This window comes from Komagataeibacter sucrofermentans DSM 15973 (genome assembly GCF_040581405.1).
GTDB classification, from domain to species: Bacteria; Pseudomonadota; Alphaproteobacteria; order Acetobacterales; family Acetobacteraceae; genus Komagataeibacter; species Komagataeibacter sucrofermentans.
The window spans coordinates 2,090,590-2,104,881 of sequence record NZ_CP137157.1; the positions used below are offsets into that span (position 1 = coordinate 2,090,590).

The window sequence follows — 14,292 nt, forward strand, 5'->3', positions numbered from 1 at the left end:
GCCCCTGCCCTGCCCGCTTCTCCCCGCCAATGCGGCAAAACGGCAACGCCGGGCAGGCGCTCCGCGCATCAGCGGTTGCATCATCGGGCGTGGGGCGGCATGTTCCCGCACTGATTTTACGTGCACACGACACATTGACCATGCCGGGCAAGTGAACCGGCTCAGCCGGGCGCAGGGAGCTTTCCATCAAGTCATGATGTATTACAGTCGGCTCAGAATGGCTTCGGTCATTGGCGTATGTCTGATCGGGCTGGCGCTGTGCCTGCCCAATTTCATCCGCCAGCCCAGTCCCTCCCTGCCCTGGCGCCAGATCCATCTGGGCCTTGACCTGCGTGGTGGCTCATACCTGCTTCTGCAGGTGGACATGGCCAGCGTTACCGCCGACAGGCTGCGCGGCCTGCAGGATGAAACGCGCCAGACCCTGCTCAAGGCCGGGCTGGGCTACCGCAATCTCGCCACCGGCGCCCATGCCGTAACCTTCACGCCCCGCACGCCCGACGAGACGCAGCCCGACCTCAAGGTGCTGCGCGCCATGCCGATGAACGCGCCGGGCGAGTTCAAGGTGGAACAGGGCGAAGGCGGCCAGATCGCCATCACGCTCGCGGCCGATGCGGCCCGCCAGCGCGCCTATGATGCCGTGACCCAGTCCATCGAGATCGTGCGCCGCCGCATTGACGCCACCGGCGCCATCGACCCCGAGATCACCCGCCAGGGCGAAGACCGGATCATTGTGGAGCTGCCCGGCATCAGCGACCCCGAGCGGGTGAAAAACCTGCTTGGCACCACGGCGAAGATGACCTTCCATCTTGTGGCCGATTCCGCCATTGGCTCAGCCGTGCCGCCCGCAGGCGTGGAAATGCTGCCCATGAGCGAGGGACAGGGCACGCTGCCGGTCTTTTCACACGTGGACGTGGATGGCGCTGACCTGACCAACGCCAGCGCCTCGATCGACCAGCAGAGCGGCGAATGGGCGGTGAACTTCACATTCGATTCGACCGGCGCGCAGGAATTTGGCGATGTCACCCGCGCCAATATTGGCAAGCGCTTCGCCATCGTGCTCGATAACAAGGTGATCGAGGCCCCGGTCATCCGCAGCGCCATTACCGGCGGCAACGGGCAGATTACCGGCGGCTTTTCCGCCCAGCAGGCCACCGACATCGCCCTGCTGCTGCGCGCGGGCGCCCTGCCCGCCCCGCTCAACGTGATCGAGCAGCGCTCCATCGGCCCGTCGCTCGGCGCTGATTCGATCCGCGCTGGCGGCTACAGCCTTGCGGCTGGTTTCGTGCTCGTGATCGCGTTCATGGCGCTGTTCTATGGCCGGTTTGGCTGGTACGCCAACATCGCCCTGCTGGCCAACCTGGTGCTGATGAGCGCCATCCTCTCGCTGTTCGAGGCCACGCTGACCCTGCCGGGCATGGCGGGCATGCTGCTGACCCTGGGCATGGCGGTGGATGCCAACATCCTCATCAACGAGCGCATCCGCGAGGAAGTGGCCCGTGGCCGCAGCGCCCTGCAGGCCATGCAGGCAGGCTTCGAGCGCGCCACAGCCACCATCGTGGACAGTAACGCCACCGCGCTGCTGGCCCATGTGATGCTGTTCGTTTTCGGAACAGGGCCGGTGCGCGGCTTCGCGCTCACCATCACGATCGGTATCGTGACGACCCTGTTTACCACCCTTCTCCTATCCCGGATGCTGATGGTGCGCTGGTATGCCCGCACACGCCCCAGCACCCTGCCGGTCTGAGGCGCGCCGAATGATGTTTGATCGTCCCCTTCTCCGGTTCGTGCCGCGTGGCACGAAAATCAACTTCATGCGCGGGCGCTTCATCGGGCTGGCCACGTCCGCCGTGCTGTCCATCGCCTCGCTGATCCTGTTCTTCCACCCCGGGCTGACGCTGGGGCTGGATTTCCGGGGCGGCATCGTGGTCGAGGCCCGCACGCAGGGGCCGGCTGATTTCAACGTCATCCGCACGGCCCTTGCTGCCCAGCATGTCTCGGCTGCGGGGGTGCAGTCCTTTGGCGGCCCGGACGATGTGCTGATCCGCCTCGACACCCCGCCAGACAGCGAACCCGACCACGAGGCCCGCACGCAGGCCATGGTCGACTCCGTGCGCCATGCCATCGCCACCCTGCCCGGAGCCCAGGTGTTGCGGGCTGATGCGGTGGGGGCCTCGGTGTCGAAGGAACTGTTCCGCAACGGCATGCTGGCGCTGGGCATCAGCCTGCTGATGATCCTGGCCTATATCTGGTTCCGTTTTGAATGGGAGTTCGCGGTCAGCGCGGTGGTGACGCTGGTGCTGGACCTGACCAAGGCCATCGGCTTTCTGGTCATTACGCATTTCGAGTTCGATCTGGTGATGGTGGCCGCCATCCTGACCATTCTGGGCTATTCCACCAACGACAAGGTGGTGGTGTATGACCGCGTGCGCGAGAACCTGCGCAAATACCGCACCATGCCGCTGGCCGAACTGATTGACCTGTCGATCAACGAAACGCTGAGCCGCACGCTGGGCACGTCGTGCACCGTGTTCCTTGCCGCCCTGCCGCTGGCGCTGTTTGGCGGGGCCAGCCTGTCCGGCTTTGCGTGGGTGATGCTGTTCGGGATCGTGGTGGGCACGTCCTCGTCCATCTTCATCGCAGCGCCCCTGCTGCTGCTGATGGGCGAGAAGCGCCTGCGCCGGGATGCACGACCGCCCGCGCGCTCCTGAGAGGCGAGTGTAAGCCCCTAAAATCCACAAAGATTAAACGTTTCCGGGTGCCGCCTTTTTTAAAAAGGCGGCATTCTTTTTTTGATTATCTGGGGGCAGGCCCGGCCGATGGCGGCACGACCTGCCCGTTTGCATTGACCGGCATGAGCGGCGCGCCAGGAATGCAGCGTGGGGGCGCCACGCCATGCAACGTGGAGGGGTCAGGCTGGTTGGCGCATGCCACCATCAGCGCCACGGCCTGCCTGCCATCGCGGCGCGCGCGGCGCGAGGGCTTCTGCAGCACGGTCATGATCGTGTGCTTGCCGTATTTGAGCGAGGCCGCCATGTCATACACCTGCTGCCCCGACAGGCCGCCATCCTGCAGGCGGCTGACAAGGCTGCCCTCGGCCATGAAATAGGTCGAGACCAGCAGGTAATCCTGTGCCGGGCCGGGCAGACGCGCCATGTCCGGGCGCTGCGGGCCATGGCAGCCCGCAAGCAGGCCGGCTGCCGCTACAAGCAGCATGCCGGAACGGACATGTCGTCGGATATCAATCATGTAGCGCCAACCCTGTAACGGCTGTGAAAATTCTGTCATGCACAGTGCATGCCCCACGCCGTGGCCAGGCCAGGCGGTCAGGTTATGGCCATCGGGTTACACAAACGCCGCATCCGATCAACCTGCGCCTGCAATAGTGGGCACGCAGGCCAGCGGGCACAAGGGTGCGCACGGACACAAAAAAACGGGCACCCATAACAGGGTGCCCGTTCCTTACGCTGCGCCCGGGGCGTGCGCTCAGGCCTTGGGAGCCTCGCCCTTCTGGGCGGCTTCGGTCTTGAGTACGTCGAGAATGTCCTGCAGCAGCACTTCGCTGCGCGGGGGCGCGGGCGGCGTTGTGGGCTTCTCGGCTTCTTTCTTCGCGCTCAGGCGGTTGATGGCCTTGACCACCCAGAAAATCACGAAGCCGATGATGACGAACTGGATCACGGCGTTGAGGAACAGGCCCACGTTCAGGGTTACGGCCCCGGCCTTCTGGGCATCGGCCAGCGTGGCCAGATGCGGGCCGCGCAGGGTCACGAACAGGTTGGTGAAGTCGATGCCGCCAATGAGCAGGCCAAGGATGGGGGTGAAGATATCCTTCACCAGGCTGTTCACGATGGCGGTGAAAGCCGCACCGACGATAACACCGACAGCGAGGTCAACCACGTTGCCACGCATGAGGAAGTTACGGAATTCACCCAGCCAGCCGGGTACATGAATATCCTTGACGTGCAGCTCAGGCACGTGATCCGGCAGTTTCGCCATTAACGCCAATCCTTTATTTCTCAGAAGAGATTCACTCCTAGCAACATCGGACGCGCGTGACGACTGCATCAAGCCCGCTTTTTTGCCATTCCGCCCCCCTGATGCAACGCGGTAACACCCGCCTGCCCACTAAAGGCGCGGGTTTTCTTGCCATCGGGTGTTGATCTCGGGCGCCCATCTCGTCTATAGGCCAGCCGAACATACGCCCCCGGTCGGCATCGGTGGGCCCAGCGCGAAAGTTGTTTGAAATGAAATCCGGCATCCACCCCGACTACCACGAGATCAATGTCATCATGACCGATGGCACCGAGTACAAGACCCGCTCCTGCTACGGCAAGCCGGGCGACACGCTCCGCCTCGACATCGACACCAAGTCACACCCGGCGTGGACCGGCGTGCAGCGCATGATGGACACCGGGGGCCAGGTCGCCAAGTTCAACAAGAAGTTCGGCGCGCTGGGCCAGCGCAAGAAGGGCTGATAACCCTCACCTCCACCGAACATACACTGCGGTTACCGGCAATGCCCGGTCCCTTGAACGGGGGACCGGGCATTCCCATGTCTGGACCATGCGAACGCCCGAGCGGGTTCGCATATTCCCTACAGCGCGGCTCGCTCGACCGAGGGGCCGCCCACCCGCAGACCTTGCTTCATGGAGGTTTTGAACATGGCTTATGATTTCGCACCGCTGTTTCGCAGCGCAATCGGGTTTGACCGGCTGGCACAGCTTGTCGATACGGCGGCCCAGAATCCGGTCAGCCCGTCCTATCCGCCCTATAATATCGAAAAACTGTCCGATGCCCGCTACGTCCTGACCATGGCGGTGGCAGGCTTCGGCGCCGATGACATCGAGCTGACCGTGCAGGACAACACGCTGATCGTGGCCGGTCGCGTGGCGGAAAACACGCAGGACCGCGAGATGCTCCATCGCGGCATCGCAACCCGTGCGTTCGAGCGCCGCTTCGTGTTGGCCGACCACGTGGTAGTGGAAAAGGCGGACATGACCAACGGCATGCTGCGCATTGCCGTGCGCCAGATCGTGCCCGAAGCGCTCAAGCCGCGCCGCATCCCCATCTCGTCGGGGCAGGTCATGGGCATGGAAGGCGCACAGCCTGCGCCAGACTCCGTTGCAGCGCCTGCCATGACGGCACAGCCCGCCGCCTGTGGCTGCGCGGCCTGAACAGGGTCATGAATGACGGGGCGGGCCATCTGGCGCGCCCCTTTTTTACATGGCGCGGGAGCCTGCCCGGCTGGTGGCCGTATTTGCAAACTTCAGGCTGATGGATGCGAAACATCCGGCGCGGGCGGATTGAAGTCTTGACCTTTGGCGCCCTCAACCTTCATATCACTTCCACGAGTGTTTTCCGTTTCTGGCGCGCCAGCAGGTACGCACGGCTCCCGCTTCGGGATGGAGCCGTTTCAAACACCCTTTCAGGTGCCTGCGTGTGGCGCCACACGCTGTAGGACCTGAGTGACAATGACTGCCCTGCCCCTGATGCCCAAGGCAACCGCCGTGTGGCTTATTGAAAAGACGGCGCTGACCTTTACCCAGATTGCCGAGTTCTGTGGAATGCACCCCCTTGAGGTGCAGGCCATCGCCGATGGCGAAGTGGCGCAGGGAATCGTGGGCTATGACCCGATTGCCAACCACCAGCTGACCCAGGCTGAAATCGACCGCTGCGAAAAGGACCCTGAGTCGCGCCTCAAGATCCTGCCGCCCGCCAACCCGATCAACCGCCGCTCGAAGGGCGCGCGCTATACGCCGGTGGCCAAGCGCAACGACCGCCCGGATGCGATTGCGTTCATCCTGCGCAACTTCCCGCAGCTGTCCGAGCAGCAGACCAGCAAGCTCCTGGGCACCACCAAGGACACAATCGAGAAAGTGCGCAGCAAGCAGCACTGGAACAGCCCCAACATCAAGCCGCGTGATCCCGTCACGCTGGGCCTGTGCAGCCAGACCGACCTCAACGCCATGGTTGCCGCCGCCAATGAGCGCCTTGCGCGTGAAGGCCAGGCCGTGCCCCCGCCGCTCGAACTTGACGACGACGCCGAGCACTCACTGTAAGCCTGATCGCCCGGCGGCATGAGCCACCGGGCGGAAGCAGGGCTTTTTTTCAGCCCAGCCTGGCCAGTCGCTCGATTTCTTCCTTTACGCGCAGTTTTTCCAGCTTGAGCCGCCTGATCGCGCCTTCATCGGGCAGCGGCCTGCGGTCTTCATCAAAAATGCGGGCATCAAGCCGCGCATGGCGAGTTTTGAGGCTGTTGATACGCGCTTCATACGACATGGAACCCTCCAGCGTCATTGCTACGACCCGATCAGGCTAGACCAGACGCGCAGGCAAATTCCATGCTAAAATTGCAGACCGTAGGGCAGGGTGCGCATTTCGCCTTTTGGCGCGGATATGCTTAGACTAGGCCCCTGCCCACCGAACAGATGAGCCGCCATGCTGACAGATCGCGAGACCCTCCTTCGCAAGCTGCATGAACTGCGCAGCGAACATCGTGACCTTGATACGGTCATAAGCCGCATGGCCCTGCAGATATCGGACCAGTTGCAGCTGCAACGGCTGAAAAAGCGCAAGCTGCTGCTCAAGGACGAGATCACCTGGCTGGAAAGCCGCCTGATCCCCGACAGCATTGCCTGACGACCTGACGAGAGTATTTCAAACCGTGAGCCACCCCTCTTCCGCCTCCCCCCGCGTGGGGATCATCATGGGCAGCCAGTCCGACTGGGAAACCATGCGCCACGCCATCGCCGTGCTGGAAAAGCTTGAAGTTGCGCATGAAGTGCGCATCGTCTCCGCCCACCGCACGCCAGACCGTCTGGCCGAATACGCCAAATCAGCCCAGGGGCGCGGTCTTTCGGTCATTATCGCGGGCGCGGGCGGGGCGGCCCACCTGCCGGGCATGTGCGCGGCATGGACGGCGCTGCCGGTGCTGGGGGTTCCGGTCGAATCGCACGCGCTCAAGGGCATGGACAGCCTGCTTTCCATCGTGCAGATGCCCGGCGGCGTCCCCGTGGGCACGCTGGCCATTGGCAAGGCCGGGGCCACCAATGCCGCGCTGATGGCATCTGCCATCCTCGCCCTGTCCGACCCGGCGCTTGGCACGCGGCTGGCGGCATGGCGCGCCGCCCAGACAGCCGCCGTGGCGGATGAGCCGACCCGATGAGCATACTGCCCCCCGGTTCCGTTCTGGGCATTGTGGGCGGTGGCCAGCTTGGCCGCATGTCCGCCATCGCCGCGGCCCGCCTTGGCTACCGCGCCCATATCCTGACCACCGAGGCCGATGGCCCGGCGGCCCAGGTGGCGCATGCCGTGACCCTTGGCAAATATGATGACCACGACGCCCTGCGCCGTTTTGCCAATGCGGTAGATGTCATTACCTTCGAGTTCGAGAACATCAGCGCCGACGGGCTCGACCTGCTCTCGAGCCTGCGTCCGGTTCACCCGGCGGGCGCCATCCTGCGTATCAGCCAGGACCGCATTGCCGAGAAAACCTTCATGGGCGAACACGGCATTCCCGTCGCCCCCTGGCACGCGGTGGAAAGCCGGGCCGACCTTGACCGCGCAGCGGAAGTGCTGGGCTATCCCTTCATCCTCAAGACCACGCGGCTGGGCTATGACGGCAAGGGGCAGGCCCGCATTCACAGCGCCGCCGATCTGGACCCCGCATTCGATACGCTCCGCCCTCATCCGCTGGTGGCCGAGGGCATGATCCGCTTCGCCTGCGAGGTGAGCGTGATGGTGGCGCGCAACGAACACGGCGAGATCAGCACCTTTGACGTGACCGAGAACCGCCACCGCAATGGCATTCTCGACATCAGCCTGGCCCCGGCCCGCATCAGCCCTGATCTGGCGGCGCAGGCCCATGACCTGGCCCGGCGCATTGCCGCGGCCCTCGGCCTTGTCGGCCTGCTGGGCGTGGAAATGTTCGTGGACCACGATGGCAGCCTGCGCGTGAACGAGATCGCGCCCCGACCGCATAATTCAGCCCACTGGACCATGAATGCCTGCCCGGTGGACCAGTTCGAAATGCATGTGCGCGCCGTAACCGGCCTGAAGCTGCCGCCCGCCACCCGCCATAGCGACGCGGTCATGAAAAACCTGATCGGCCCGGATGACATGGCGCTGTGGCCTGAAATCATGGCCACCCCGCACCTTCTGGCCCACCACTACGGCAAGGCCGAGGCCCGGCCGGGGCGCAAAATGGGGCATGTGAACGTGATCTTTCCGCTTGGCAGCCTGCCCGGTGAGTTCGGCGTTGAAGCAGCACTTGGTCCGCTCGCGACCCCTGCGGACGCGACCGGCTAGGTCAGCCTGAAAAATGCTCAAGGCTGCCGGGTGTCGCCTTTTTTAACAGGCTTCACCAATCTGCCTTTCAGGCAGCCTCTCAGGTAATCAGCCCCATGGCGCGAAAGCTATGGCTACGCCCGTTACCCACGATAATATGGTCATGCACCACAACGCCCATCAGCTTGCCGATCTGGGCAATGCGCATGGTCATCTCGATATCGGCGCCCGATGGCTCGGGGCGGCCTGCGGGGTGGTTATGGGCCAGCACCAGCTTTTTGGCACCAAGCTGAAGGGCGCGCCGCATGATCTCGCGCGGATAGACGGGAGAATGGTTGACCGTGCCGGTGCCCATCAGGTCATCGGCCAGCAGGCGGCATTGCCCATCGAGAAACAGCACCCGGAACTGTTCGATCACCTCATGGCCCATGCAGGCCTGCAGGTAGGCCTCCAGCCCCTTGCGCCCCGCAAGCACATCCGTGCGCCGCACCCGGCCCCGATACAGCCGTAGCGCCGCCTCACGCGCCACTGCGAGCAGCGGCGGCACGAGGGTTCCGCGCCCCGCTACTTCATCAAGCCCGCCCACATGCGCCGAAAGCGCCATGCCCGCCGAGCCAAAACGCGCCAGAAGGCTGGCGGCCAGCCGGTCGGGGGCGGGATGCGCCGCATCAAGCGTGCGGATGAGGCGATGCAGGAAGGCATGGTCCTGCGCGCGGCTGATGGTGCTGCCGCCCAGAGGCACCGATGCGGGGACGGGTGGTCGCTCAGGATCGGACAAAACGGCCCTTCTCCAACAATTGCAGGACAGAACGCGCCGCCATGGTGCATGATGGCGACAAAATAAGGAGGTTATGAACCTGCATGCGTCTTCATCAGTCCCATACCGTACTTTTTGACCTCGACGGCACCATCATCCGCTCGCGCGATGGCATTGTCGAATCCATCCATGCCGTGCTGCGCGACCTCGGGCATGAGCCTGACCTGTCGATGGACCTGACCTGGGTGGTCGGCCCGCCGCTTGAGGAACTGATCGGCCACATCCTTGCCCATTATGGCGATGACCGGGTGCACGAGGCAATGGCGCTGTATCGCAAGCACTACGAGTCGGGCGGCATGCACAAGAGCCCGGTGTTCGAGCATATGCGCGAGGTGATCGAGACCCTCTCGGCCGAAGGCGTGCGGCTGTTCGTGGCCACCTCCAAGCCGCGCTACCTGGCGCGCAAGATCCTGCATATGCGTGGCCTCGTGCAGTATTTTGATGGCCTGTCCGGCGCGCGCGAGGATGAAAGCGGGGCCGAAAAGCCCGAACTGATCGCCGCCGTGCTGCGTGAATACGCGGTCAACCGCGAGGATGCGCTGATGATCGGCGACCGCCGCTTCGACATCAGCGGCGCGCATGCCAATCATGTGCGCGCGCTGGGTGTGCTGTGGGGCTACGGCACGCGCGAGGAACTGGTGCTGGCAGGTGCGGATGCGCTGGTCAGTCAGCCCTCCGAACTGCTTGCGGCCATCCGCCAGCAATTCGCGGCAGCCGAGGCGCATCCCCATAGCTGAACGGGTTATCCGTCAATGCCGCCTTGCTGAAAAAAGGCGGTGCCCAAAAATACCTGTTCTCCGCTTTCAGCGTTCCATCAGCGCCCGCATGCTCACCACCTGCCCCGCTCCGCGCACCAGACAGTCCTGAAACATCAGGCCAAGCAGGCGGGCATGCGCGTGCAGCATGCGCAAAAAGCGTAGTTCGGGCAGGTTTTCTGGCGGTGGTGGCGCATTCTGGCCCATATCGCGCACCGCAATGAGCGAGACCGCATGCAGTTCCAGCGCGCGGGCCAGAACCGCGCGGCACTGTTCGGGCGCGGGGCCTGCGGGCACGACCTCATCGGCCAGCATGTGCCGGGCTGAATCAAGGTAGAACAGACGCATGCCATCAGCCTCGCAGGCAGGCAGGCGGTCGCAGTAATCGAGCAGCACCGCCATATCGGTAAAGACAACCTGCCCGCGCAGGTCGGCATGGGCCAGGCGCTGCGCCACCTCCGCCGGCACGCTGACAACCGCTACCCCGCGCGGGCCAAGCCCCGCAGCCCGCAGGGCGGCGGGCGTGGCCTCAAGCACCGCCTCAAGGCTGCCAAACTCAGCCAGCAGCGCCTTGGCCTGCGGCTTGGTGTCGCGCCGGGGGGTTGATGCAAACAGCAGCACCTCCAGCAGTTCATAATCGGCCAGCGAGTGCGCGCCCGCCACGCGAATGCGCTGGCGCATGCGCGCCCTGTGGCCGCCGGGGCCGACCCGCGCCGGTGTTTTTGCGGGTTCTGTTGCCTTCATGTCCCCTCCCCTCGCCCGATAGCATTGGTGCGCACCACCCGGATTGGTATAGAAGAAAACGTGATGGACAGCCTTATCCCTACCGGCAACGCGCCGGAATACCTCAGCCGCCTCAACCCCGAGCAGCGCGCCGCGATCGAGACCACCGATGGCCCGCTGCTGGTCCTTGCCGGTGCGGGCACGGGCAAGACGCGGGTGCTGACCACGCGGTTCGCGCATATCCTGCTGTCTGGCCGGGCGCGCCCCAACCAGATTCTGGCCGTGACCTTTACCAACAAGGCCGCGCGCGAGATGCGCGAGCGCGTGAGCGCGCTATTGGGCGAACCGGCGGAGGGGCTGTGGCTGGGCACCTTCCACGCGCTGTGCGCGCGCATGCTGCGCCGCCATGCGGAATATGTGGGGCTTACCAGCAGTTTCACCATCCTTGATACCGATGACCAGTTGCGCCTGCTCAAGCAGGTGCTCGAGCCTTACCGTATCGACACCAAGCGCTGGCCGCCACAGGGGATCATGGGCGTGATCCAGCGCTGGAAGGATCGCGGCCTCGTGCCCGACGCCATCACGGCGGCCGAGGATACGGATTTCGCCAATGGCCGCTGCGCCGAGATCTATACCGACTATCAAAACCGGCTCAGACAGATCAACGCCTGCGATTTTGGCGACCTGATGCTGCACATGACGGAGATCCTGCGCAGGCACCCCGCCGTTCTGGAGCAGTATCACCGCTACTTCCGCTACATTCTGGTTGATGAATATCAGGACACCAACACCATCCAGTACCTGTGGCTGCGGCTGCTGGCCCACAGGGAAGGCCAGCCGTCGAACATCTGCTGCGTGGGCGATGATGACCAGTCCATCTATTCATGGCGTGGGGCGGAGGTGGAGAACATCCTGCGTTTCGAGCGCGACTTCCCCGGTGCGCGCGTGGTGCGCCTTGAGCGCAATTACCGCTCCACCCGCCAGATCCTTGGCGCGGCATCGGGCCTGATCGCCCATAACGAGGAGCGTCTGGGCAAGACGCTGCACCCCGGCCGCGAAGATGCGGAAGGCGAGAAGGTGCGCGTGATTGCCGTGCAGGACTCAGATGACGAAGCCCGCATGGTCGGTGCCGAGATCGAGCGCCTGCGCGGCGATGGCCACGCCATGAGCGAGATCGCCATCCTCGTGCGCGCGGGCTTCCAGACCCGCGCATTCGAGGAACGGCTGATTACATTGGGCCTGCCCTACCGCGTGGTCGGCGGCCTGCGCTTTTATGAACGCGCCGAGATCCGCGATGCCATTGCCTATATGCGCGTGGTCAGCCAGCCCTCCGATGACCTGGCGTTTGAGCGCATCATCAACGTGCCCCGCCGGGGCGTGGGGGCTACGGGGCTGCAGAAGCTGCACATGCACGCCCGCGAACGCCAGATACCACTCACCGCCGCCGTGCTGGAAATGCTGGCCACCGGCGAGATCAGGGGCCGGGCGAAAGAGCATCTGACCGCGCTGATGCACGCACTCGCCACCGCGCGCGAGCAGGCCGGGCGCGAAGGGCATGTCGTGGCCATCGACAACCTGCTTGAGGAGAGCGGGTATATCGAGATGTGGAAAGCCGACAAGTCACCCGACGCGCCGGGCCGGATCGAGAACCTGAAGGAACTCGTCCGCTCGCTGGCCGATTACGAGAACCTTGGCGGGTTTCTCGAACATGTCGCCCTTGTCATGGATACCGAGGCGAAGGCGGGCGATGACAGCATGAGCATCATGACGCTGCATGGCGCCAAGGGGCTGGAATTCGATACCGTGTTCCTGCCGGGCTGGGAGGAAGGGGTCTTTCCCTCGCAGCGCACGCTTGATGAAGGCGGGCTGAAGGGGCTGGAGGAGGAACGCCGCCTGGCCTATGTGGGCATTACGCGCGCGCGCAGGCTGGCCATCATCAGCCATGCCGCCAACAGGCTCATCTACGGGAGCTGGCAGTCCGCCATTCCCAGCCGGTTCGTGGAAGAACTGCCCGCCGAACATATTGAAAGCCGGGGCGACAGCGCCAACAGCCGCCGCAACTTCATGGGCCGCCCGGCAGTGTTTGGCTCCGCCCCCTTCCCGCTCGTGGCGGCGCGAAAGGTGCATGACGTCACCCCCGCATCCGCTCCGGCCGCGGGCATGAAGGTGGGGGTGCGTGTGTTCCACCAGAAATTCGGCTACGGCACGATTACCTCGGTCGAGGGAAACCGGCTGGAAGTCGCGTTTGAAAAAGCAGGCCCCAAGCGGGTGATCGATAAATTTGTTGAGCAGGTATAGATGAGCCTTTCCCCCCGGCGTCACGCCACCGAACTTGAAACCATATCGGTCACCGTTCCGCCTGAGGCGGTCGAGGCCTATGAATCCGCACTGGCCACCGTGTGCGCCACCATCGGCATCTTTGAACTCGATGACAGCCAGACCCTGTGGCGCGTGGAAGGGGTGAAGGACACCGGTAACGGCGAGGACGAACTGCGCGCGGCCCTGATCCTGGCAGCCCTGACCAGCGGCGTGGATGCCGAACTCGAGCGCAGCCACACCGAGGCCGAAGGCTGGCTGGCCCGCACCTACGAATCCTTCCCCGAGCAGCTTGCGGGCAAGCGCTTCGCCATTCGTGGCACGCACCTTGAGGATGCGCCCAGCCCACAGCGCATTACCATCACGCTTGATGCGGGCGTTGCCTTCGGCTCGGGCGAGCACGGCTCCACGCGCGGCTGCCTGCGCGCCCTCGAGATGGTGGCCTACCGCAGGCCCCAGCGTATCCTCGACCTTGGCTGTGGCTCGGGCATCCTTGCCATGGCGGCGGCAGCCCTGCTGCACAAGCCGGTGCTGGCAACCGATATCGACCCGTGGTCGGTGCGGGTGACAAAGCGCAACGCCGCCATGAACGGGCTGGCCAATCTGGTTGACTGCCATCTGGGCAATGGCTGGGCCACGCCCGCTATCCGCCATCATGCGCCGTATGATCTTGTGTTTGCCAACATTCTGGCCCGCCCGCTGTGCAGCATGGCGGCCGACCTCGCGCTCAACCTGCTGCCCGGCGGCACCGCCATCCTGGCAGGCCTGCTCAACACGCAGGTGCGCATGGTGCTGGCCGCCCATCGCCGCCACAGGCTTGTTCTTGAGCGCCACCTGCGCGAGGGAGACTGGGGCACGCTGATCCTGCGCAAACCCCATGGCTGACACGCCTGCCCTCCTGATCCGCGATGCGACGGATGACGACATCCCGGCCATTGTCGAGATCGTCAACCACGCCATCCGCAACAGCACCTCGATGTGGGAAACGCAGGAAACCACCATCGAGGCCCGGCTGGACTGGCTGCACACCAGCCAGGCCAGCGGCTTTCCCGTGCTGGTGGCGCAGATGCCCGATGGCAATGTTGCAGGCTACAGTAGCTGGAAGATGTTCCGCCCGTTTTCGGGCTACCGCCATACGGTGGAACATTCGCTGTATATCGCGCCCGACTACAAGCGCCAGGGCATTGGCAGCGCCCTGCTGCAGGCCCTGTGCGAGCGGGCGAAGGCTGCGGACGTGCATGTGATGATCGCGGGCATTACGTCAACCAACATCGCCTCGCGCAAGCTGCACGAGCGTTTTGGCTTCCAGCACGGGGGCCTGCTGCCTGAATGCGGCACCAAGTATGGCCGCTGGATGGACCTGCTGTTCCTGTACCGCATCATGTCGCCGGTGTGAGT

Annotated in this window: 17 protein-coding genes; 12 read left to right on the plus strand and 5 right to left on the minus strand. The window is 64.4% G+C overall.

The window, feature by feature from the left end:
* Positions 1 to 193 precede the first annotated feature (193 nt).
* Positions 194 to 1,744, plus strand: coding sequence for a protein translocase subunit SecD (secD, locus tag R5N89_RS09980; RefSeq protein WP_110566461.1), 1,551 nt, complete (start codon positions 194 to 196; stop codon positions 1,742 to 1,744).
* A gap of 13 nt (positions 1,745 to 1,757) precedes the next feature.
* Positions 1,758 to 2,708 carry a protein translocase subunit SecF gene (gene secF, locus R5N89_RS09985; RefSeq protein WP_110566883.1) on the plus strand — a complete coding sequence of 317 codons (951 nt, stop codon included), beginning with the start codon at positions 1,758 to 1,760 and terminating at the stop codon, positions 2,706 to 2,708.
* Positions 2,709 to 2,793: 85 nt separating this feature from the next.
* Here secF and R5N89_RS09990 read toward each other — a convergent pair whose 3' ends face one another.
* Both R5N89_RS09990 and mscL read right to left on the minus strand, forming a co-directional pair.
* Positions 2,794 to 3,285, minus strand: a complete 492-nt coding sequence (locus R5N89_RS09990; RefSeq protein ID WP_265001312.1) for a hypothetical protein — start codon at positions 3,283 to 3,285, stop codon at positions 2,794 to 2,796.
* 198 nt (positions 3,286 to 3,483) lie between these two features.
* Positions 3,484 to 3,993 (minus strand): large conductance mechanosensitive channel protein MscL, encoded by a 510-nt coding sequence (mscL, locus tag R5N89_RS09995; RefSeq protein ID WP_110566465.1) that lies wholly within the window; start codon positions 3,991 to 3,993, stop codon positions 3,484 to 3,486.
* Positions 3,994 to 4,241: 248 nt separating this feature from the next.
* Here mscL and rpmE point away from each other — a divergent pair, with 248 nt between their 5' ends.
* The 3 genes from rpmE to R5N89_RS10010 all read left to right on the plus strand — a co-directional run bounded on the left by rpmE (position 4,242) and on the right by R5N89_RS10010 (position 6,056).
* Positions 4,242 to 4,472, plus strand: coding sequence for a 50S ribosomal protein L31 (rpmE, locus tag R5N89_RS10000; RefSeq protein ID WP_061272648.1), 231 nt, complete (start codon positions 4,242 to 4,244; stop codon positions 4,470 to 4,472).
* 186 nt (positions 4,473 to 4,658) lie between these two features.
* A complete protein-coding gene (locus R5N89_RS10005) occupies positions 4,659 to 5,171 on the plus strand; it encodes an Hsp20 family protein (protein WP_244192014.1) in 513 nt (170 codons plus the stop codon).
* A 297-nt stretch (positions 5,172 to 5,468) separates the two neighbouring features.
* The gene (locus tag R5N89_RS10010; RefSeq protein WP_110566467.1) at positions 5,469 to 6,056 is read left to right on the plus strand and encodes a DUF1013 domain-containing protein; all 588 of its coding nucleotides are present in this window, start codon (positions 5,469 to 5,471) and stop codon (positions 6,054 to 6,056) included.
* A 49-nt stretch (positions 6,057 to 6,105) separates the two neighbouring features.
* On the opposite strand, the gene R5N89_RS10015 is transcribed toward R5N89_RS10010, so the two are convergent.
* Positions 6,106 to 6,276: a YdcH family protein gene (locus R5N89_RS10015; protein WP_078526835.1), complete on the minus strand. Its 171-nt coding sequence runs from the start codon at positions 6,274 to 6,276 to the stop codon at positions 6,106 to 6,108.
* Between the two features lie 159 nt (positions 6,277 to 6,435).
* Here R5N89_RS10015 and R5N89_RS10020 point away from each other — a divergent pair, with 159 nt between their 5' ends.
* The 3 genes from R5N89_RS10020 to R5N89_RS10030 all read left to right on the plus strand — a co-directional run bounded on the left by R5N89_RS10020 (position 6,436) and on the right by R5N89_RS10030 (position 8,304).
* Positions 6,436 to 6,636 (plus strand): YdcH family protein, encoded by a 201-nt coding sequence (locus R5N89_RS10020; RefSeq protein ID WP_061272640.1) that lies wholly within the window; start codon positions 6,436 to 6,438, stop codon positions 6,634 to 6,636.
* 67 nt (positions 6,637 to 6,703) lie between these two features.
* Positions 6,704 to 7,162: a 5-(carboxyamino)imidazole ribonucleotide mutase gene (gene purE / locus R5N89_RS10025; RefSeq protein WP_110566885.1), complete on the plus strand. Its 459-nt coding sequence runs from the start codon at positions 6,704 to 6,706 to the stop codon at positions 7,160 to 7,162.
* On the plus strand, positions 7,159 to 8,304 hold the full coding sequence (locus R5N89_RS10030; protein WP_110566469.1) for a 5-(carboxyamino)imidazole ribonucleotide synthase: 1,146 nt from the start codon (positions 7,159 to 7,161) through the stop codon (positions 8,302 to 8,304). Before purE ends, R5N89_RS10030 begins: the two co-directional genes overlap by 4 nt.
* Before the next feature lie 79 nt (positions 8,305 to 8,383).
* Here R5N89_RS10030 and R5N89_RS10035 read toward each other — a convergent pair whose 3' ends face one another.
* Positions 8,384 to 9,061, minus strand: a complete 678-nt coding sequence (locus R5N89_RS10035) for a RadC family protein (protein ID WP_110566471.1) — start codon at positions 9,059 to 9,061, stop codon at positions 8,384 to 8,386.
* A gap of 83 nt (positions 9,062 to 9,144) precedes the next feature.
* Between R5N89_RS10035 and R5N89_RS10040 the strand changes: the two genes are divergently transcribed.
* Positions 9,145 to 9,837, plus strand: a complete 693-nt coding sequence (locus R5N89_RS10040; RefSeq protein WP_110566473.1) for an HAD hydrolase-like protein — start codon at positions 9,145 to 9,147, stop codon at positions 9,835 to 9,837.
* Positions 9,838 to 9,903: 66 nt separating this feature from the next.
* Here the strand turns inward: R5N89_RS10040 and R5N89_RS10045 are convergent, their stop codons facing one another.
* Positions 9,904 to 10,599, minus strand: coding sequence for a JAB domain-containing protein (locus R5N89_RS10045; RefSeq protein ID WP_244192015.1), 696 nt, complete (start codon positions 10,597 to 10,599; stop codon positions 9,904 to 9,906).
* A 63-nt stretch (positions 10,600 to 10,662) separates the two neighbouring features.
* Between R5N89_RS10045 and R5N89_RS10050 the strand changes: the two genes are divergently transcribed.
* From R5N89_RS10050 to R5N89_RS10060, 3 genes are read left to right on the plus strand one after another with little or no spacing between them, the layout of a single operon-like run.
* Complete coding sequence (locus R5N89_RS10050; protein ID WP_110566475.1) at positions 10,663 to 12,876, plus strand: ATP-dependent helicase; 2,214 nt, start codon at positions 10,663 to 10,665, stop codon at positions 12,874 to 12,876.
* Positions 12,877 to 13,779, plus strand: coding sequence for a 50S ribosomal protein L11 methyltransferase (locus tag R5N89_RS10055; RefSeq protein WP_110566478.1), 903 nt, complete (start codon positions 12,877 to 12,879; stop codon positions 13,777 to 13,779).
* On the plus strand, positions 13,772 to 14,290 hold the full coding sequence (locus R5N89_RS10060; RefSeq protein WP_110566480.1) for a GNAT family N-acetyltransferase: 519 nt from the start codon (positions 13,772 to 13,774) through the stop codon (positions 14,288 to 14,290). Before R5N89_RS10055 ends, R5N89_RS10060 begins: the two co-directional genes overlap by 8 nt.
* Positions 14,291 to 14,292: the final 2 nt, after the last annotated feature.